This window comes from Pseudomonas sp. Larv2_ips, assembly GCF_963879675.1.
GTDB lineage: Bacteria > Pseudomonadota > Gammaproteobacteria > Pseudomonadales > Pseudomonadaceae > Aquipseudomonas.
Genome location: NZ_CAWOAW010000001.1, coordinates 120,006 through 135,466, shown reverse-complemented (window position 1 = coordinate 135,466; position 15,461 = coordinate 120,006). Strand labels below are relative to the sequence as shown.

The following is a 15,461-nucleotide window of genomic DNA, read 5'->3' as shown; positions in this document are numbered from 1 at the left end:
AATGGTGGGTCGTGTGGGATTCGAACCTACGACCAATTGGTTAAAAGCCAACTGCTCTACCAACTGAGCTAACGACCCAAAAATGGTCGGGGTAAGGGGATTCGAACTCCTGACATCCTGCTCCCAAAGCAGGCGCGCTACCGGACTGCGCTATACCCCGGTTTTGAAATTGGCTCCGTGACCAGGACTCGAACCTGGGACCCAATGATTAACAGTCATTTGCTCTACCGACTGAGCTATCACGGAACTGCATATTTCAAATGTGTAACTTTACTGCGTTGAAACGTTCTCTTCGGCTTGTCCGTATCGCTACGTTCATGTCTCTGAGGCGCGCTATTCTACAATCTTAAAAACCCCTGTCAACCCTTTAAATTGCTTTTAAGACAATGATTTGCGCTTCTTTCTGATTTCTTCTTGGGGAGAAGAAACCCGTGGGCTGACGTTGCTGCGGGGCGCACTTTACAAGCCTTTGCCTTACAGTTCAACGCCCTATCGAAAAAAAAGGCCCCGCAATGCGGGGCCTCCTCTTATAACCATACAGGCTGGGCTCAGTGGAAGACGATTTCGTCGTTTTCCACAGTCGCCGTGACACTGGTGCCCGGCATGAAGCTGCCCGACAGGATCAACTGCGCCAATGGGTTCTCGATCCAGCGCTGGATCGCACGTTTCAGTGGCCGTGCGCCATACACCGGGTCGTAACCCACCGCGATCAGCTTGTCCAACGCCTCGCTGCTCAGCTCCAGGTCGAGCTCGCGCTCGGCCAGGCGGCCACGCAGGCGCCCCAACTGGATCTCGGTGATGCCCGCAATCTGATCCCGCGCCAGAGGCTCGAAGATCACCACTTCATCGACCCGGTTGATAAATTCCGGACGGAAATGAGAGGTCAGTGCATCCATCACCGCGGCGCGCTGGCCTTCGCGATCACCTACCAACTCCTGAATCTGCGCCGAGCCCAGGTTGGAGGTCATCACGATCACCGTATTACGGAAGTCCACGGTACGCCCGTGGCTGTCCGTCAGACGGCCGTCTTCCAGCACCTGCAGCAAGATGTTGAACACATCCGGGTGGGCCTTCTCGACCTCGTCCAGCAGGATCACCGAGTAAGGCTTGCGACGCACGGCTTCGGTCAGGTAACCGCCCTCTTCGTAGCCCACATAGCCTGGTGGGGCGCCGATCAAGCGAGCCACCGAGTGCTTCTCCATGAATTCGGACATATCGATCCGCACCATGGCCTCTTCGGTATCAAAGAGGAACTCGGCCAAAGCCTTGCACAGCTCGGTCTTACCCACGCCGGTCGGGCCGAGGAACATGAACGAGCCACTCGGACGGTTCGGGTCGGACAAGCCGGCCCGGGAACGCCGTACCGCGTTGGACACAGCCACCACGGCCTCTTCCTGGCCGATGACGCGCTGGTGCAACAGGCTCTCCATCTTCAGCAGCTTGTCGCGCTCGCCTTCAAGCATTTTCGACACCGGGATACCGGTCCACTTCGAAACGACTTCGGCGATTTCTTCCTCGGTCACCTTGCTGCGCAACAATTGGTTCTCGGGCTTACCGTGCTGGTCGACCATTTGCAGGCTGCGCTCCAGGTCCGGGATCACCCCGTACTGCAACTCGGCCATGCGATTCAGGTCACCTTTACGGCGCGCGGCTTCCAGTTCCTGCCGGGACTGCTCGATCTTTTGCTGAATCTGCGCAGAACCCTGCACCTCGGCTTTTTCCGAGGTCCAGATTTCCTCGAGGTCTGAATATTCACGCTCCAGACGCACGATTTCTTCCTGGAGTTTTTCCAGGCGTTTCTTCGCGGCTTCGTCTTCTTCTTTCTTCAAGGCCTGGGATTCAACCTTCAGTTGAATCAGGCGACGATCCAGACGGTCGAGCACTTCAGGCTTGGAGTCGATCTCCATGCGAATACGGCTGGCCGCTTCGTCGATCAGGTCGATGGCCTTGTCCGGCAACTGGCGGTCAGTGATGTAGCGGTGGCTCAATTTGGCCGCCGCAATAATCGCCCCGTCAGTGATCGCCACCTTGTGGTGGACCTCATAGCGTTCTTTCAGGCCACGCAGGATCGCGATGGTGTCCTCTTCGCTGGGTTCTTCCACCAGCACTTTCTGGAAACGACGTTCAAGGGCCGCGTCTTTCTCGATGTACTGGCGGTACTCGTTCAGCGTGGTGGCGCCCACGCAATGCAACTCGCCGCGCGCCAAGGCTGGCTTGAGCATGTTGCCGGCATCCATCGAGCCCTCGCCCTTACCGGCGCCGACCATGGTGTGCAACTCGTCGATGAACAGAATGATCTGCCCTTCCTGCTTCGACAGTTCATTAAGCAGGGATTTCAGGCGCTCTTCGAACTCGCCACGGAACTTGGCGCCGGCGATCAGCGAGCCCATGTCCAGGGACAGCAGACGTTTGCCTTTAAGACCGTCCGGCACTTCACCATTAATGATGCGCTGGGCCAGGCCTTCGGCAATCGCGGTTTTACCCACGCCAGGCTCACCAATCAGCACCGGGTTGTTCTTGGTGCGGCGCTGCAGCACCTGGATGGTGCGACGAATTTCGTCATCACGGCCGATCACCGGGTCAAGCTTGCCTTCTTCGGCGCGCTTGGTCAGGTCGACAGTGTATTTGTCCAGGGCCTGGCGCGACTCCTCATGATTGGGGTCATTCACCGCCTCGCCGCCACGCAGGTTGTTGATGGCGTTTTCCAAGGCCTTTTTGCTCACGCCCTGGCCCAGCAACAATTTGCCAAGCTTGCTGTTGTCGTCCATCGCCGCGAGCAGTACCAGTTCGCTGGAGATGAACTGATCACCTTTTTGCTGAGCCAGGCGATCTGCCTGGTTAAGCAGGCGCGCCAGATCCTGCGACATGTTCACGTCGCCGGTAGGGTTTTGGATTTTTGGCAGTTGGTCGAGCTCTTTGCTCAACTCTTTGCGCAGGCTGTTGACGTCAAAGCCCACCTGCATCAGCAAGGGCTTGATAGAACCACCTTGCTGTTCCAGAAGCGCCTGCATCAAGTGAGCAGGCTCAATCGCCGGATGGTCGAGGCCGACCGCCAGGGATTGGGAGTCTGATAGAGCTAACTGCAATTTGCTGGTTAAACGATCAATACGCATTAGTCACCTTCCTTTTGAGCAGGCCGGAGCTATGTGCGAGCGAGCTTGCTCGCGAGTAACGCATCCTGAATGAAGAAACCTGCCAGATACCCCTATAGATGGGGTGGATTCTGCAAGATTCAAGCGAGTTATCGTTGATGTGGATCAGCATTGACCCAAGTCAAGAGAGTCTAGCGCTCAAGCCAGATAAGGGAGGCAAATCGACCCGTGCGGGGGCTGCGACGGTAAGAAAAGAAGCGCGGGTCAGTCACGGTGCAATAACCGCCACCATAAACAGCGGTGATTCCACGCGCGGCGAGCCGCAAACGCGCCAACTGGTAAATGTCAGCCATGTACTTGCCGGGGTTGTGGCTTGGCACGAAGGCTTCAGCAGTGATCGGCAGTTGCTGCATGAAGGTTTCGCGCACTTCCGGGCCGACTTCAAAGGCTTGTGGGCCAATGGCAGGGCCCAACCAGACCAACACGTCGGCTGGCGCGCAGCCCAGGCTTTCGAAAGCGGCTTCAAGCACACCCGCTGCCAGCCCACGCCAACCGGCATGGGCGGCCGCCACGCGAGTACCGGCGCAGTTGCAGAACAACGCGGGCAAACAATCGGCAGTCATAGATGTGCAGGCGATACCAGGCGTGCTGGTCCAACTGCCATCGGCTTCGGCGATGCGCGAGGGGTCAGCCTCGACCACGGTCACGCCGTGGACTTGGCGCAGCCACGCAGGCTGAATATCAAAGGCGTCGGTCAGACGACGGCGATTCTCAAGGACGGCTTCAAGGCTGTCCTCGACATGATCGCCCAGGTTGAGGCTGTCGAACGGCGCCAGACTGACGCCGCCCGCACGGGTGGTGACGCAGGCTTTAACCTGAGCCGGCGCTGGCCAGTCAGGAATCAGCCAGTCATTCATCCGATAAACGCCTCGCGATCCTGCTTGAGCAGCGACAACAACCAGACCAGATCGTCTGGAAGAGGCGATTCCCAGCTCATCCGCTTACCGCTCGTCGGATGATCAAGCTCCAGGAAACGTGCATGCAGCGCCTGACGCGGGAAGGATTTCAGCGATTCAACCATGGTCTGACTCGCCGCCGGCGGAATACGGAAGCGACCGCCGTAGGCCGGATCTCCGACCAACGGGAAGTTAATGTGCGCCATGTGTACGCGAATCTGGTGCGTACGACCGGTTTCCAGCTTGACCCGCACGTGAGTGTGGGACCGGAAACGCTCCAGCACACGGTAGTGGCTGACGGCCTGCTTGCCGCCTTCCATCACCGCCATACGCTGGCGCTGCTGGCCGTGGCGACCGATAGGGGCGTTGATCTTGCCACCCGCCACCACCACGCCAATCACGATGCACTCGTAGATGCGGCTGACGCTACGGCTCTGCAACTGTGTGACCAGCTGCGTCTGGGCCTGGATGGTCTTGGCCACCACCATCAAGCCGGTGGTGTCCTTGTCCAGGCGGTGCACGATGCCGCAGCGCGGGACATTGATGATGTCCGGCACGTGGTGCAGCAAGGCATTGAGCAAGGTGCCATCAGCGTGCCCGGCGGCCGGGTGAACCACCAAGCCTGCGGGTTTATTGATGACCAGGATGTCGTCGTCTTCATAGACGATGTCCAGCTCGATGTCTTGGGCGACCCATTCTCCCTGGGCTTCCTGCTCGGCAGTCAGCTCAAGAATCGCACCGCCATGGACTATGTCTCGCGGGCGGATAACCGCTCCATCCACAGTCAGGCGGCCGTCTTTGATCCAGGCGGAAAGGCGCGAGCGCGAGTGCTCAGCGAATAATTGTGCGGCGACTTGATCGAGGCGTTGGCCGCCCAATTCGGACGGCACCTCTGCGCGAAGTTCAATTTTATCGGACATGCTCAGACTAGGCGTGGCACAGCCTTTGGTTTCGGCTGCGCGCTTGTGGTTAAATACGGCGTCTTTTGCCCCGAGGCTTTCAACGGGGCGCTCATCATAACAGGACGGCCCCGCCCAAGACAGCGGCCGTCATAGGGACGCAAGCCGCCATGCAAGTGAAACACCTGCTGCTGATCGCCATCCTCGCCATGACTGCTGCTTGCTCGTCAACAAAGGAAGTCGTCGACGAAAACCTGAGCGAAGTCGAGCTGTATCAATTAGCTCAAAAAGACTTGGACAATAATAGCTACACCAGCGCCACAGCCAAGCTGAAGGCCCTGGAGTCGCGCTATCCGTTCGGGCGCTACGCCGACCAGGCACAGCTCGAGCTGATCTACGCCAACTACAAAAACGCCGAGCCGGAAGCTGCCAAGTCCGCCGCCGAGCGTTTTATCCGCCTGCACCCGCAGCACCCGAACGTGGACTACGCCTACTACATGAAGGGCCTGACCTCGTTCGACCAGGACGTGGGCCTGCTGGCGCGCTTCCTGCCGCTGGACATGACCAAGCGTGACCCCGGCGCTGCCCGCGACTCGTACAACGAGTTTGCCCAGCTGACCAGCCGCTACCCAAACAGCCGCTACGCGCCGGATGCCAAGCAGCGCATGATCTACCTGCGCAACCTGCTGGCGTCCTACGAGATTCACGTGGCTGACTACTACCTGACCCGTCAGGCATACGTGGCTGCCGCCAACCGCGGTCGCTATGTAGTAGAAAACTTCCAGGAAACCCCTTCCGTGGGTGATGGCCTGGCGGTGATGACCGAGGCTTACCAGGCATTGCACCTGGATGCATTGGCAGCCACCAGCCTGGAAACCCTGAAGCTCAACTACCCAGACTCGCCAAGCTTGAAAGACGGCCAGTTTGTGCCGCGGGTTGCCGAAACCGACAACCGCTCGTGGTTGAGCAAGTACACCCTGGGCCTGATCAGCTCCCGTCCACCCTTGCCGCCGGGCGAAACCCGCGCCAACCAGGACGTGATCAAGCAGTTCCAGGACGCCAAGGAAGCGATTCCTTCGGAGCTCAAGCCGCATGACGAGAATGGCGATGTGATCGAAGAGCAAGAGCCGCAGGCCCTTGGCAACAACGAAGATCGTTCGTGGTTCAGCTACATGACGTTCGGCGTATTCGACTGATTACACTCAGCGTCATCAAGAAGGAGCCTTTCGAGGCTCCTTTTTTATTACCCGGCGTTATTGCGCTGTGCGCCTGCCACCACCTTGGCTAAACTGGCGCATTCCTTGTCGAGAAACTGCCCATCATGCTTCGTCTACTGTTCTGGATTGCCGTCATTGCTGCCGCGGTATGGTTCTGGCGCAAATTCAAAAGCCCGGCCGCCAGGCAGCAACGCGCCAGCGAGCCGGACGCAGCCCTGATGGTGCGCTGCGCCCACTGCGGCGTGCACTTGCCGCAGGATCGCGCGCTGAGTTCACGCCAGGAGTGGTATTGCAGTCAGCCACACCTGGAACAAGGGCCGAAGTCTATCCAGCGTTGATTCGACCTGCGGGCGCATAAGGGGCCGGGTCAATGATCGGCGTACGCCCCAGCAACAAGTCGGCAAACAACTGGCAGGATGCCGGGGCAAGCACCAAGCCATTGCGGTAATGCCCGCAATTGAGCCACAACCCTTTGAAGCCAGGGACTTCACCGATATAAGGGATACCTTCCGGTGAGCCGGGCCGCAAGCCGGCCCAATGCCCCACGACCTCGGCGCCCGCCAAGGCTGGAATCAACTCCACCGCCGAAGCCTTGAGGCTTTCCAGCGCCGAGTCGGTCGGGGTCTTGTCGAATCCTTCGTGTTCAAGCGTGCTCCCGATCAGAATGTGCCCATCACGCCGTGGGATCGCATAACGCCCTTTGGCCAGAACCATGCTCGAGAGGAAATCCGAGGCGCATTTGTACAAAATCATTTGGCCTTTGACCGGTTCTACCGGCAGCGCCAACCCCAACTTGCCGAGCAACTCGCCGCTCCAGGCACCCGCAGCCAACACTATCTGGTCGCCAAGGATCGGTCCCGCAGCGGTATTCACGCCCACTATGTCTTCGCCTTCAAGTACAAAACCCTGTACTTCGCACTGCTCATGAAGGGTCACACCGGGTAGCGCCAACAGCGCCGCCTTGAGGGATTTGACCAGGCGCGGGTTGCGCACATTGGCCACGTCCGCCATATAGATTGCCTGGGAATACCCGCCGCCCAGTACCGGCACCGCATCGTGCGCAGCCGATACATCCACCTTGCTCAGCGGCCGCCCCTCGCGGGCAGCCCAGGCCAACGCCTGGGCCTCGTCTTCCAGGTCCAGCCAGTACAGGCCCGTGGTGTGAACCTCTGGATCAACACCCGTGGCCGCGAACAGACGTTCGGCCAATTGCGGATAATAATCCTGGGACCAATGCGCCAGTGCAGTAACCGCAGGGCTATAGCGCCACGGGTACAACGGCGACACGATCCCGCCGCCCGCCCAGGAGGACTCCTGGCCAAGCCCGGAGCGCTCCAGCAGTATGACGGACTGCCCTTGGGTGGCCAGGTTGTACGCCGTCAACAACCCGATTACTCCGCCACCGACAATCACCACTTGCTGTTGCTTAGCCATCATTTGATCCAGCCGATAAAAAGGGAAAAGCGCACCCGGCGCCCACTCATCCAGCACTCTCATCATTGCCCCCAGCATGCCTTGCGCGACATTCTAGGTGCCGCGCCCGGGTTGCTGCGCACGCCGGAGCTGGTCAGGCTGAATTCAGCACAAGGGTCACCTGCCATGACTGAGCCAACGGCAGGCGTGGCCACCAGGGTGAAGTCCTGAGGGTTCAATGCAGCGCCGATTCTATAGCGATCATTGCCCGCACTGACGCCGTTTGCATCAATAAAAGTACCGTTGCGCGTGTAAAAGCGTTCCAGGTAATGGACTTGCTCGGATAACAACGCAACGATTTCTGCGCGATAGGCTTTTTTTACATGGCCGGTATACGCCGGATAAGCGATCCCGGCCAGAGATGCGATGATCGCTACAGCGATCAACAACTCGATCAGGGTAAAACCTTGGCAATCCTTGCCCATTGATACGCTCCTTATTGAAGTTGCCGCCATAAAATCCGACGAAATCTCGACCCTGCTTCTTCGTTGACCTGCGCATATACCGTCTCCAGAACGGTGCGCGATTGGCCACTGACGCCCACCGCCGTCACCCGGTATAACCTGGCAGATGTGTACGGAGGTAAACCCGCCAACCCTGTGCCCTGCCCCAACGCTTGAATGCCATACAGGCCGCCCTTGAAGGCAACCCAAGTGACCGCTGAAACAGAACGCTCCCCGGCGCCAACCACAGAAAAAGACGCCTGTGGCGGTGCGCAGGCGCTGATCGACTGACATAACGGCAACGCCGAACCCGCACGCCGGACCATGGATTCCCCCAACCTCAGGCCGCTTTCGGCACTTTGAAAGGATTGATTGCGATGCCAGACGCCGCCGGCAATCCTTTGCTGGGACACAGCCCCTTGCATCGAGGCCAAGCCAATCAGTGACAACACCAGCAAAAACACCAGACTGATCAAGAGGACCATGCCCGTCTGCCGTGGATGGAAGCCGTGACAACTGCGCATGATCGCTCTACTCCAACCTGTTGCGCAGCGCTGCCACGACGCTGTAGGCCTGATCCTGAACGCGCCCCGACGGGTCTCTCAGCGTCATCCGGATACGCACGCTGCGTATCAGCGATTCGTCGGCCGGGGTGGGGTCATAGCGCACAACGCGAGCCGAGCCGGGCTTGGCTGCCACACCGAAACTGAGGTCGAACGCCTCTACGTTATCCACCAGAACCGCCTTGGCCGGCGCAGCCGGTGTACTGACCTTCAGTTGGCCCGCTTCAAAGGTGTAGGTGAGCTGGCGTATCGCAAACCGGGTCTGGCCTGGCGCGGGCGTCGGCGAGTTGCCCGCATAAGCCTGGGCCGTGGTCATGCAGTCGGAAAGTACCGTCCAGTCTGGCCTGCCACCCTCTCCACTTGCATCCGCGGTGACTAACGTCAGTGACTTCGCGCTGCCCGAGGTGCTCCAGCCGATCGGTCGATCAAAGGCCGCCGGCGCATTATCGATAGCGGCCGTCGCCAAGCAGCCAAACACACCCGCCTGGCGAATATCCTGAGTCATCTTGCCCAGCACAAACCGCGCATCATCCTGCAGCAACATGGCTGCCTGCTGGCTGGCGTGGGTGGTTCGAACACTGATGACGACTTGGCTGACCCCGAGTATCAGCACCAACCCGACGGACAGCGCCAGCAACAACTCCACCAGGCTGAATCCTCGTGCAAAGCGATTCATTGCGCGACCCCAGACTCGCCGGCAATGCGACTGGTAAGGGTAAAGGTTTCCCGAGCGCCGCTGCGGTTCGCGCCCCTGGCGTCGTCCCAACTAATACTGACGGTCACCTCGCTGCCACTGACCACGACGGAGCCTTTTGCACTCGCTCCGGCAAACCCGACGATATTCGCTTCGAAGTCATGCAGGTCCAGGTCACGCACGCTGGCGCTGGCCGTACCGATGGGTGCCCCTTCGGTTCGGCTCCATGAATAGTCGGCGCCCGAGTTGGCGCGAACCCGGTCCAGCATGTCGTAGGCAATGAAACTGGCCTGGCTGATCATCCTTGAGCTGTCGGTGTATTTGAGGGCGTTGAGCTGGATCACCGCCGCGCCCAGCAACCCGACCGCAAGAATCAGCACGGCCACCAGCACCTCGATCAGCGTCATACCGGATTGTTGGCGAGGTAAGACGCAAGCAAATTTTATGTGCGGACAAACAAGCATCACCGTCGTCATCCCTATCGAAGGCCGGAGAAAAGCAGGAAAAACCTGCTGTGCGGCCCAAGACTAGCGTCGGTTTTCGGCTGGCGCTGCCGCCGGAACAAAGGGAAATACTTTGGACATAAAGGCCACCACTCCACGCCAGGAACGGGCGGCTATACCTATGCCTGTCACCTGAAACAGTGAACCCGTCCATGGAGGGACAACACATGACGCAACGCGGATTCACCCTGGTCGAGCTTCTGCTGAGCCTGTTGCTGAGCGGTATCCTGGCAAATCTCGCAGTACCCGGTTTCAAAGGCTTGCTTGAGTCGCAGCAACGACAAACAGCTGCGCAGGCCTTGGCCAGCGGCATGCGTTATGCGCGCACCGAGGCCATTGCACGCAATCGTGCGGTGATCATTCACGCGCGGGATGAAAACTGGAGCCAGGGATGGCGAGTAATACTGGACGAAAGCGGACGCGGCCACCTGGACGAGAACAATCCGGTGCTGCTGGAACGACAGGACAGCGGGCACGTAGCGATCGTTGGCAATGGGCCCGTGAAGAGCGAGGTACGCTTCAGCGGATTGGGCGAGCCGATTTTTTCAGCAGGAGGGTTCCGTGCAGGCACGGTGCACGTGTGCGACGCGGATCAGGCGCAAAGCCTGCTTCAGGTGGTCCTTGCCCCCAGCGGGCGCATCAGCCTGCGCAGTGACGCCACTGAGCAGGCGTTATGCCGGAAAGACTCCGGCACCTTGGCACTCACAGCAGCGAGCGAACCCGCAGCTCCTTGGGCATGGAGAACGTGATGTTCTCTTCACGACCAGCCAATTCATCGGCACCGGTGGCACCCCATGCCTGCAATTGCTGGATCACACCGCGCACCAGTACTTCCGGAGCCGACGCGCCCGCGGTAATGCCGATACGCTCGACACCGTCGAACCAGCTGCGCTGCATGTCTTCAGCGCCGTCGATCAGGTAGGCCGGCGTGGCCATGCGCTCGGCCAGTTCGCGCAAGCGGTTGGAGTTGGAACTGTTGGGGCTGCCGACCACCAGCACGACGTCGCACTCATCGGCCAGTTGCTTGACCGCATCTTGACGGTTTTGTGTGGCATAGCAGATATCGTCTTTGCGCGGACCACCGATGGCCGGGAATCGCGTGCGCAAGGCATCGATTACACGGCTGGTATCGTCCATCGACAAGGTGGTCTGCGTGACAAAGGCCAGCCGCTCAGGGTTTTGCACCTGCAAGTTGGCAACGTCCTTTTCGTCTTCGACCAGGTAAATGGCGCCGCCATTGCTGGCGTCGTACTGGCCCATGGTGCCTTCGACTTCCGGGTGGCCGGCATGGCCGATCAGGATGCATTCACGGCCGTCACGGCTGTAGCGCGCGACTTCGATGTGCACCTTGGTCACCAGGGGGCAGGTGGCGTCGAATACCTTAAGGCCGCGGCCGGCAGCCTCGGTACGCACGGCCTGGGAAACACCGTGCGCGCTGAAGATGACGATAACGTCGTCCGGCACCTGCTCGAGCTCTTCGACAAAGATGGCACCGCGTGCGCGCAGGTCTTCAACCACAAATTTGTTGTGGACGACTTCATGACGCACGTAAATCGGCGGCCCGAAGACTTCCAGAGCGCGATTGACGATTTCGATCGCGCGGTCCACACCGGCGCAAAAGCCACGGGGGTTGGCGAGTTTGATTTGCATGCTGTGCCTCGTGTCTTGCAGGGCAAGAAATTGGATCAACTCAACTCTACAGGAGTGAGCCCCTGTGGCAGCCGGGCTTGCCCGCGATGCAGACGACCGGGTGTATCACGTACACCGAGGTGATGCTATCGCAGGCAAGCCAGCTCCCACATAAACCAGCCCCCACAGGAGCCAGCGTCGTTGATCAGAGCGCTTTAACGTCGATGATTTCAACGTCAAACGTCAAGGTTTTACCGGCCAACGGGTGGTTGAAGTCGATGGTCACTTGCGCGTCATCGAAGGTTTTCACCACTCCAGGCAGCTCGGTATTGGCCGCATCATTGAAGATCACCAACAGGCCTTCCGACAGGTCCATGTCCTGGAACTGCGAACGCGGGATGATCTGTACGTTTTGCGGGTTGGGCTGGCCAAAGGCGTTTTCCGGCAGGATCTGCAGGGTACGCTTGTCGCCGGCCTTGAAACCGAACAGCGCCGCTTCAAAGCCCGGCAGCAGGTTGCCGTCGCCGACCTTGAAGGTCGCCGGGGCTTTGTCGAACGTGCTGTCGACCGTGTCGCCATTCTCCAGGCGCAGTGCAAAGTGCAAAGTGACTTCCGTGTTCTGGCCGATGCGTTGCTCAGCCAATACCTGATCAGTCATTGACGGTCTCTCCGGTTTTCTTGCTTTTGAACATGTCCAACGCCAGCATGATCGCACCGACGGTGATGGCGCTGTCGGCAAAGTTGAACGCTGGGAAATACCAGCGGTTCTGCCAATGCACCAGGATAAAGTCGATCACATGGCCCAGGGCAATGCGGTCGTACAGGTTGCCCAGCGCGCCGCCCAGCACCAGGGCCAGGGCGATGGCGAGCCAGGTGTCATCGCGGCCCAGGCGTTTGAGCCAGACCACCAGCACGGCACTGACCCCCACGGCGATCAGCGCGAACAGCCAGCGCTGCCAGCCGGAGCTGTCGGCGAGGAAGCTGAAGGCCGCGCCGGTGTTGTAGGCCAAGGTCCAGCTGAAGTAGTCAGGAATGACCACAATCTGCTGGTACATCTGCAAGGCGCCTTCGAAATGAGCCTTGCTGAGCTGGTCAATGACCAGCACCAGCACGCTCAGTACGAGCCAGCCCAGACGTCCGAAACGGCTGGTGTTAGGCATAGTGGCGAACCTCGCCGGCACCGCTGATGTTGTCCACGCAACGACCGCAGATTTCCGGATGCTCAGGGTTCACGCCTACGTCTTCACGGCAGTGCCAGCAACGGGCGCACTTAGGGAAGGCCGACTTGACCACTTGCAGCTTGAGGCCCGGTACTTCGGTGGCCACGGCGTCCGCTGGCGCCTGGGCAAACGGTGCCAGGCTGGCGGTCGAGGTGATCAGCACGAAGCGCAGTTCGTTGCTCAGCTTGGCCAGGTCGGCGCTCAGGCCTTCTTCGGCAAACAGGGTGACTTCGGCTTGCAGGTTGCCACCGACGGCCTTGGCCGCACGCTGAACTTCCAGCTCCTTGTTCACCGCAACTTTGACGGCCATCACGCCTTCCCAATACTCGCGGCCCAGTTCGAAGTCAGCCGGCAGTTCGGTCAGGCCTTCGTACCAGGTATTGAGCATCACCGATTCGTTACGCTCGCCCGGCAGGTATTCCCACAGTTCGTCGGCGGTGAAGGCCAGGATCGGTGCGATCCAGCGCACCAGCGCTTCAGAGATGTGATACAGCGCGGTCTGCGCCGAACGGCGTGCCTTGCTGTTGGCGCCGGTGGTGTACTGGCGGTCCTTGATGATATCGAGGTAGAAACCACCCAGCTCCTGCACGCAGAAGTTGTGGATCTTGGAGTACACGTTCCAGAAGCGGTATTCGCCGTAGTTTTCCTGCAGCTCACGCTGCAGCAACAGGGTACGGTCCACGGCCCAACGGTCCAGGGCGAGCATGTCCTCGGCCGGCAGGATGTCGGTAGCCGGGTTGAAACCGGTCAGGTTCGACAGCAGGAAGCGTGCGGTATTACGGATACGGCGGTAGGCATCGGCGCTACGGGCCAGGATCTGGTCCGACACGGCGATTTCGCCCGAGTAATCAGTCGACGCTACCCACAGACGCATGATGTCGGCGCCCAAGGTGTCGTTGATCTTTTTCGGCTCGATCACGTTCTTCAGCGACTTGGACATCTTGCGGCCCGTCTCGTCGACGGTGAAGCCGTGGGTCAGCAGCTCGCGGTACGGCGCGTGGTTGTCGATGGCGCAGCCGGTCAGCAAGGAGGAGTGGAACCAGCCACGGTGTTGGTCCGAACCTTCCAGATACAGGTCGGCACGCGGGCCGGTTTCGTGGCCCATCGGGTGCGAACCGCGCAGCACGTGCCAGTGGGTGGTGCCGGAGTCGAACCACACGTCGAGGGTGTCGCTGATCTTGTCGTACAGCGGCGCTTCGTCGCCCAGCAGCTCGGCGGCGTCCAGCTTGAACCAGGCTTCGATGCCTTCCTGCTCAACACGCTGAGCCACGACTTCCATCAGTTCGACGGTGCGTGGATGCAGCTCGCCGCTTTCCTTGTTCAGGAAGAACGGGATCGGCACGCCCCAGTTACGCTGGCGGGAGATGCACCAGTCCGGACGGTTGGCGATCATCGAGTGCAGGCGCGCCTGGCCCCAGGACGGAACAAACTTGGTGTCCTCGACAGCCTTGATCGCACGATTGCGCAGGGTATCGCCGCTGGTCGGCTCTTTATCCATGCCGATGAACCACTGCGCGGTGGCGCGATAGATCAGCGGAGTCTTGTGGCGCCAGCAGTGCATGTAGCTGTGCTTGATGGTGTCGGTTTGCATAAGCGCACCGACTTCGCGCAGCTTGTCGATGATCGGTTCGTCGGCCTTGAAGATGAACTGGCCACCGAAGAACTCGAGCGAAGGCACATAAACGCCGTTGCTTTGCACCGGGTTGATGATGTCGTCGTTGACCATGCCGTACTTCTTGCAGATGACAAAGTCGTCCACGCCATAGGCCGGCGAGCAGTGAACAATGCCAGTGCCCGAGCCCAGCTCGACGTAGTCAGCCAGGTACACCGGCGACAAACGATCATAGAACGGGTGACGGAAGTTGATCATTTCCAGCGCGGAGCCCGTGGTGGTGGCGACCACCTCACCTTGCAGCTTGTAACGGGCCAGGCAGGCTTCGACCATTTCTTCTGCGAGCACCAGCAGGCGGTCACCGACGTCCACCAGGGCATAGGTGAATTCCGGGTGCACGTTCAGCGCCTGGTTGGCCGGGATGGTCCACGGGGTGGTGGTCCAGATCACGATGGCGGCCGGCTTGGCCAGCGATGCCAAGCCAAAGGCTTCAGCCAGCTTGGCGTCGTCGGCAACCGGGAAGGCCACGTCGATGGTCGACGAGTCTTTGTTTTCGTACTCGACTTCCGCTTCGGCCAGGGCCGAACCGCAGTTGAAGCACCAGTTCACGGGCTTGAGGCCCTTGAACACAAAGCCGCCCTTGACGATTTCGGCCAAGGCACGGATCTCTCCGGCCTCGTTCTTGAAGTTCATGGTCTTGTAGGGGTTGTCCCACTCGCCCAACACGCCCAGGCGGATGAATTCGGACTTCTGCCCTTCGATCTGCTCGGTGGCGTAGGCACGGCACAGTTCACGGGTTTTATCCGCGTCCAGGTTTTTGCCGTAGGTCACTTCGACTTTGTGTTCGATCGGCAGGCCGTGGCAGTCCCAACCCGGAACATAAGGCGCGTCGAAACCCGAAAGGGTTTTCGAGCGCAGGATCATGTCCTTGAGAATTTTGTTCAGCGCATGACCGATGTGAATCGTGCCGTTGGCATAAGGAGGGCCGTCGTGCAGGACGAATTTCGGACGATCCTTGCCAATTTCGCGCAACTTTCCGTACAGGCCAATACTGTCCCAGCGCTGCAGGATCTGCGGTTCGCGCTGTGGCAGGCCGGCCTTCATTGGGAAGGCGGTGTCCGGAAGGTTTAGCGTGGCTTTATAGTCGGTCATTTAAGGCT

General features: G+C 59.8%; 15 protein-coding genes and 3 tRNA genes. 3 read left to right on the top strand and 15 right to left on the bottom strand.

What is annotated here, in order from left to right; translation table 11 throughout:
* Window positions 1-2: 2 nt before the first annotated feature.
* From AACV02_RS00645 to rluD, 6 genes are all read right to left on the bottom strand, one after another.
* Window positions 3-78, bottom strand: a tRNA-Lys gene (locus tag AACV02_RS00645).
* 5 nt (window positions 79-83) lie between these two features.
* Window positions 84-160 (bottom strand) — tRNA-Pro (locus AACV02_RS00640).
* A gap of 10 nt (window positions 161-170) precedes the next feature.
* A tRNA-Asn gene (locus tag AACV02_RS00635) sits at window positions 171-246 on the bottom strand.
* A gap of 302 nt (window positions 247-548) precedes the next feature.
* Complete coding sequence (gene clpB, locus AACV02_RS00630) at window positions 549-3,113, bottom strand: ATP-dependent chaperone ClpB (protein ID WP_119736524.1); 2,565 nt, start codon at window positions 3,111-3,113, stop codon at window positions 549-551.
* A gap of 170 nt (window positions 3,114-3,283) precedes the next feature.
* Entirely contained in the window at window positions 3,284-4,009 is a 726-nt protein-coding gene (gene pgeF / locus AACV02_RS00625) for a peptidoglycan editing factor PgeF (protein WP_119736522.1), read from the bottom strand.
* On the bottom strand, window positions 4,006-4,968 hold the full coding sequence (gene rluD / locus AACV02_RS00620; protein ID WP_005784662.1) for a 23S rRNA pseudouridine(1911/1915/1917) synthase RluD: 963 nt from the start codon (window positions 4,966-4,968) through the stop codon (window positions 4,006-4,008). The genes pgeF and rluD overlap by 4 nt, the downstream gene beginning before the upstream one ends.
* 149 nt (window positions 4,969-5,117) lie before the next feature.
* Between rluD and AACV02_RS00615 the strand changes: the two genes are divergently transcribed.
* Window positions 5,118-6,143 (top strand): outer membrane protein assembly factor BamD, encoded by a 1,026-nt coding sequence (locus AACV02_RS00615; protein ID WP_106578596.1) that lies wholly within the window; start codon window positions 5,118-5,120, stop codon window positions 6,141-6,143.
* 125 nt (window positions 6,144-6,268) lie between these two features.
* Window positions 6,269-6,502, top strand: coding sequence for a PP0621 family protein (locus AACV02_RS00610; protein WP_119736520.1), 234 nt, complete (start codon window positions 6,269-6,271; stop codon window positions 6,500-6,502).
* Here AACV02_RS00610 and thiO read toward each other — a convergent pair.
* The 5 genes from thiO to pilV all read right to left on the bottom strand — a co-directional run bounded on the left by thiO (window position 6,489) and on the right by pilV (window position 9,801).
* On the bottom strand, window positions 6,489-7,598 hold the full coding sequence (thiO, locus tag AACV02_RS00605; protein WP_119736650.1) for a glycine oxidase ThiO: 1,110 nt from the start codon (window positions 7,596-7,598) through the stop codon (window positions 6,489-6,491). The genes AACV02_RS00610 and thiO overlap by 14 nt on opposite strands.
* Window positions 7,599-7,660: 62 nt before the next feature.
* Complete coding sequence (locus AACV02_RS00600; protein ID WP_119736518.1) at window positions 7,661-8,062, bottom strand: type IV pilin protein; 402 nt, start codon at window positions 8,060-8,062, stop codon at window positions 7,661-7,663.
* 11 nt (window positions 8,063-8,073) lie between these two features.
* Window positions 8,074-8,565 carry a pilus assembly PilX family protein gene (locus tag AACV02_RS00595; protein ID WP_119736516.1) on the bottom strand — a complete coding sequence of 164 codons (492 nt, stop codon included), beginning with the start codon at window positions 8,563-8,565 and terminating at the stop codon, window positions 8,074-8,076.
* Between the two features lie 46 nt (window positions 8,566-8,611).
* Window positions 8,612-9,319 (bottom strand): PilW family protein, encoded by a 708-nt coding sequence (locus AACV02_RS00590; RefSeq protein WP_119736514.1) that lies wholly within the window; start codon window positions 9,317-9,319, stop codon window positions 8,612-8,614.
* Window positions 9,316-9,801, bottom strand: a complete 486-nt coding sequence (gene pilV, locus AACV02_RS00585) for a type IV pilus modification protein PilV (protein WP_119736511.1) — start codon at window positions 9,799-9,801, stop codon at window positions 9,316-9,318. The genes AACV02_RS00590 and pilV overlap by 4 nt, the downstream gene beginning before the upstream one ends.
* A gap of 206 nt (window positions 9,802-10,007) precedes the next feature.
* Here pilV and AACV02_RS00580 point away from each other — a divergent pair, with 206 nt between their 5' ends.
* Window positions 10,008-10,589, top strand: coding sequence for a GspH/FimT family pseudopilin (locus AACV02_RS00580; RefSeq protein WP_119736509.1), 582 nt, complete (start codon window positions 10,008-10,010; stop codon window positions 10,587-10,589).
* Here the strand turns inward: AACV02_RS00580 and ispH are convergent.
* The 4 genes from ispH to ileS all read right to left on the bottom strand — a co-directional run bounded on the left by ispH (window position 10,543) and on the right by ileS (window position 15,453).
* Entirely contained in the window at window positions 10,543-11,490 is a 948-nt protein-coding gene (ispH, locus tag AACV02_RS00575) for a 4-hydroxy-3-methylbut-2-enyl diphosphate reductase (RefSeq protein WP_106578589.1), read from the bottom strand. The genes AACV02_RS00580 and ispH overlap by 47 nt on opposite strands.
* Before the next feature lie 184 nt (window positions 11,491-11,674).
* Window positions 11,675-12,112: an FKBP-type peptidyl-prolyl cis-trans isomerase gene (gene fkpB, locus AACV02_RS00570; protein ID WP_010213263.1), complete on the bottom strand. Its 438-nt coding sequence runs from the start codon at window positions 12,110-12,112 to the stop codon at window positions 11,675-11,677.
* 7 nt (window positions 12,113-12,119) lie between these two features.
* Window positions 12,120-12,629 (bottom strand): signal peptidase II, encoded by a 510-nt coding sequence (lspA, locus tag AACV02_RS00565; RefSeq protein ID WP_119736507.1) that lies wholly within the window; start codon window positions 12,627-12,629, stop codon window positions 12,120-12,122.
* The gene (ileS, locus tag AACV02_RS00560; protein ID WP_119736505.1) at window positions 12,622-15,453 is read right to left on the bottom strand and encodes an isoleucine--tRNA ligase; all 2,832 of its coding nucleotides are present in this window, start codon (window positions 15,451-15,453) and stop codon (window positions 12,622-12,624) included. The genes lspA and ileS overlap by 8 nt, the downstream gene beginning before the upstream one ends.
* Window positions 15,454-15,461: the final 8 nt, after the last annotated feature.

Coding starts and splice junctions, on each gene's coding strand:
- lspA (WP_119736507.1), bottom strand. CDS start 12,629: ATGCCTAACACCAGCCGTTTCGGACGTCTGGGCTGGCTCGTACTGAGC.
- thiO (WP_119736650.1), bottom strand. CDS start 7,598: ATGGCTAAGCAACAGCAAGTGGTGATTGTCGGTGGCGGAGTAATCGGG.
- clpB (WP_119736524.1), bottom strand. CDS start 3,113: ATGCGTATTGATCGTTTAACCAGCAAATTGCAGTTAGCTCTATCAGAC.
- AACV02_RS00580 (WP_119736509.1), top strand. CDS start 10,008: ATGACGCAACGCGGATTCACCCTGGTCGAGCTTCTGCTGAGCCTGTTG.
- ileS (WP_119736505.1), bottom strand. CDS start 15,453: ATGACCGACTATAAAGCCACGCTAAACCTTCCGGACACCGCCTTCCCA.
- ispH (WP_106578589.1), bottom strand. CDS start 11,490: ATGCAAATCAAACTCGCCAACCCCCGTGGCTTTTGCGCCGGTGTGGAC.
- AACV02_RS00595 (WP_119736516.1), bottom strand. CDS start 8,565: ATGGTCCTCTTGATCAGTCTGGTGTTTTTGCTGGTGTTGTCACTGATT.
- AACV02_RS00590 (WP_119736514.1), bottom strand. CDS start 9,319: ATGAATCGCTTTGCACGAGGATTCAGCCTGGTGGAGTTGTTGCTGGCG.
- pilV (WP_119736511.1), bottom strand. CDS start 9,801: ATGCTTGTTTGTCCGCACATAAAATTTGCTTGCGTCTTACCTCGCCAA.
- AACV02_RS00615 (WP_106578596.1), top strand. CDS start 5,118: ATGCAAGTGAAACACCTGCTGCTGATCGCCATCCTCGCCATGACTGCT.
- rluD (WP_005784662.1), bottom strand. CDS start 4,968: ATGTCCGATAAAATTGAACTTCGCGCAGAGGTGCCGTCCGAATTGGGC.
- AACV02_RS00600 (WP_119736518.1), bottom strand. CDS start 8,062: ATGGGCAAGGATTGCCAAGGTTTTACCCTGATCGAGTTGTTGATCGCT.
- pgeF (WP_119736522.1), bottom strand. CDS start 4,009: ATGAATGACTGGCTGATTCCTGACTGGCCAGCGCCGGCTCAGGTTAAA.
- AACV02_RS00610 (WP_119736520.1), top strand. CDS start 6,269: ATGCTTCGTCTACTGTTCTGGATTGCCGTCATTGCTGCCGCGGTATGG.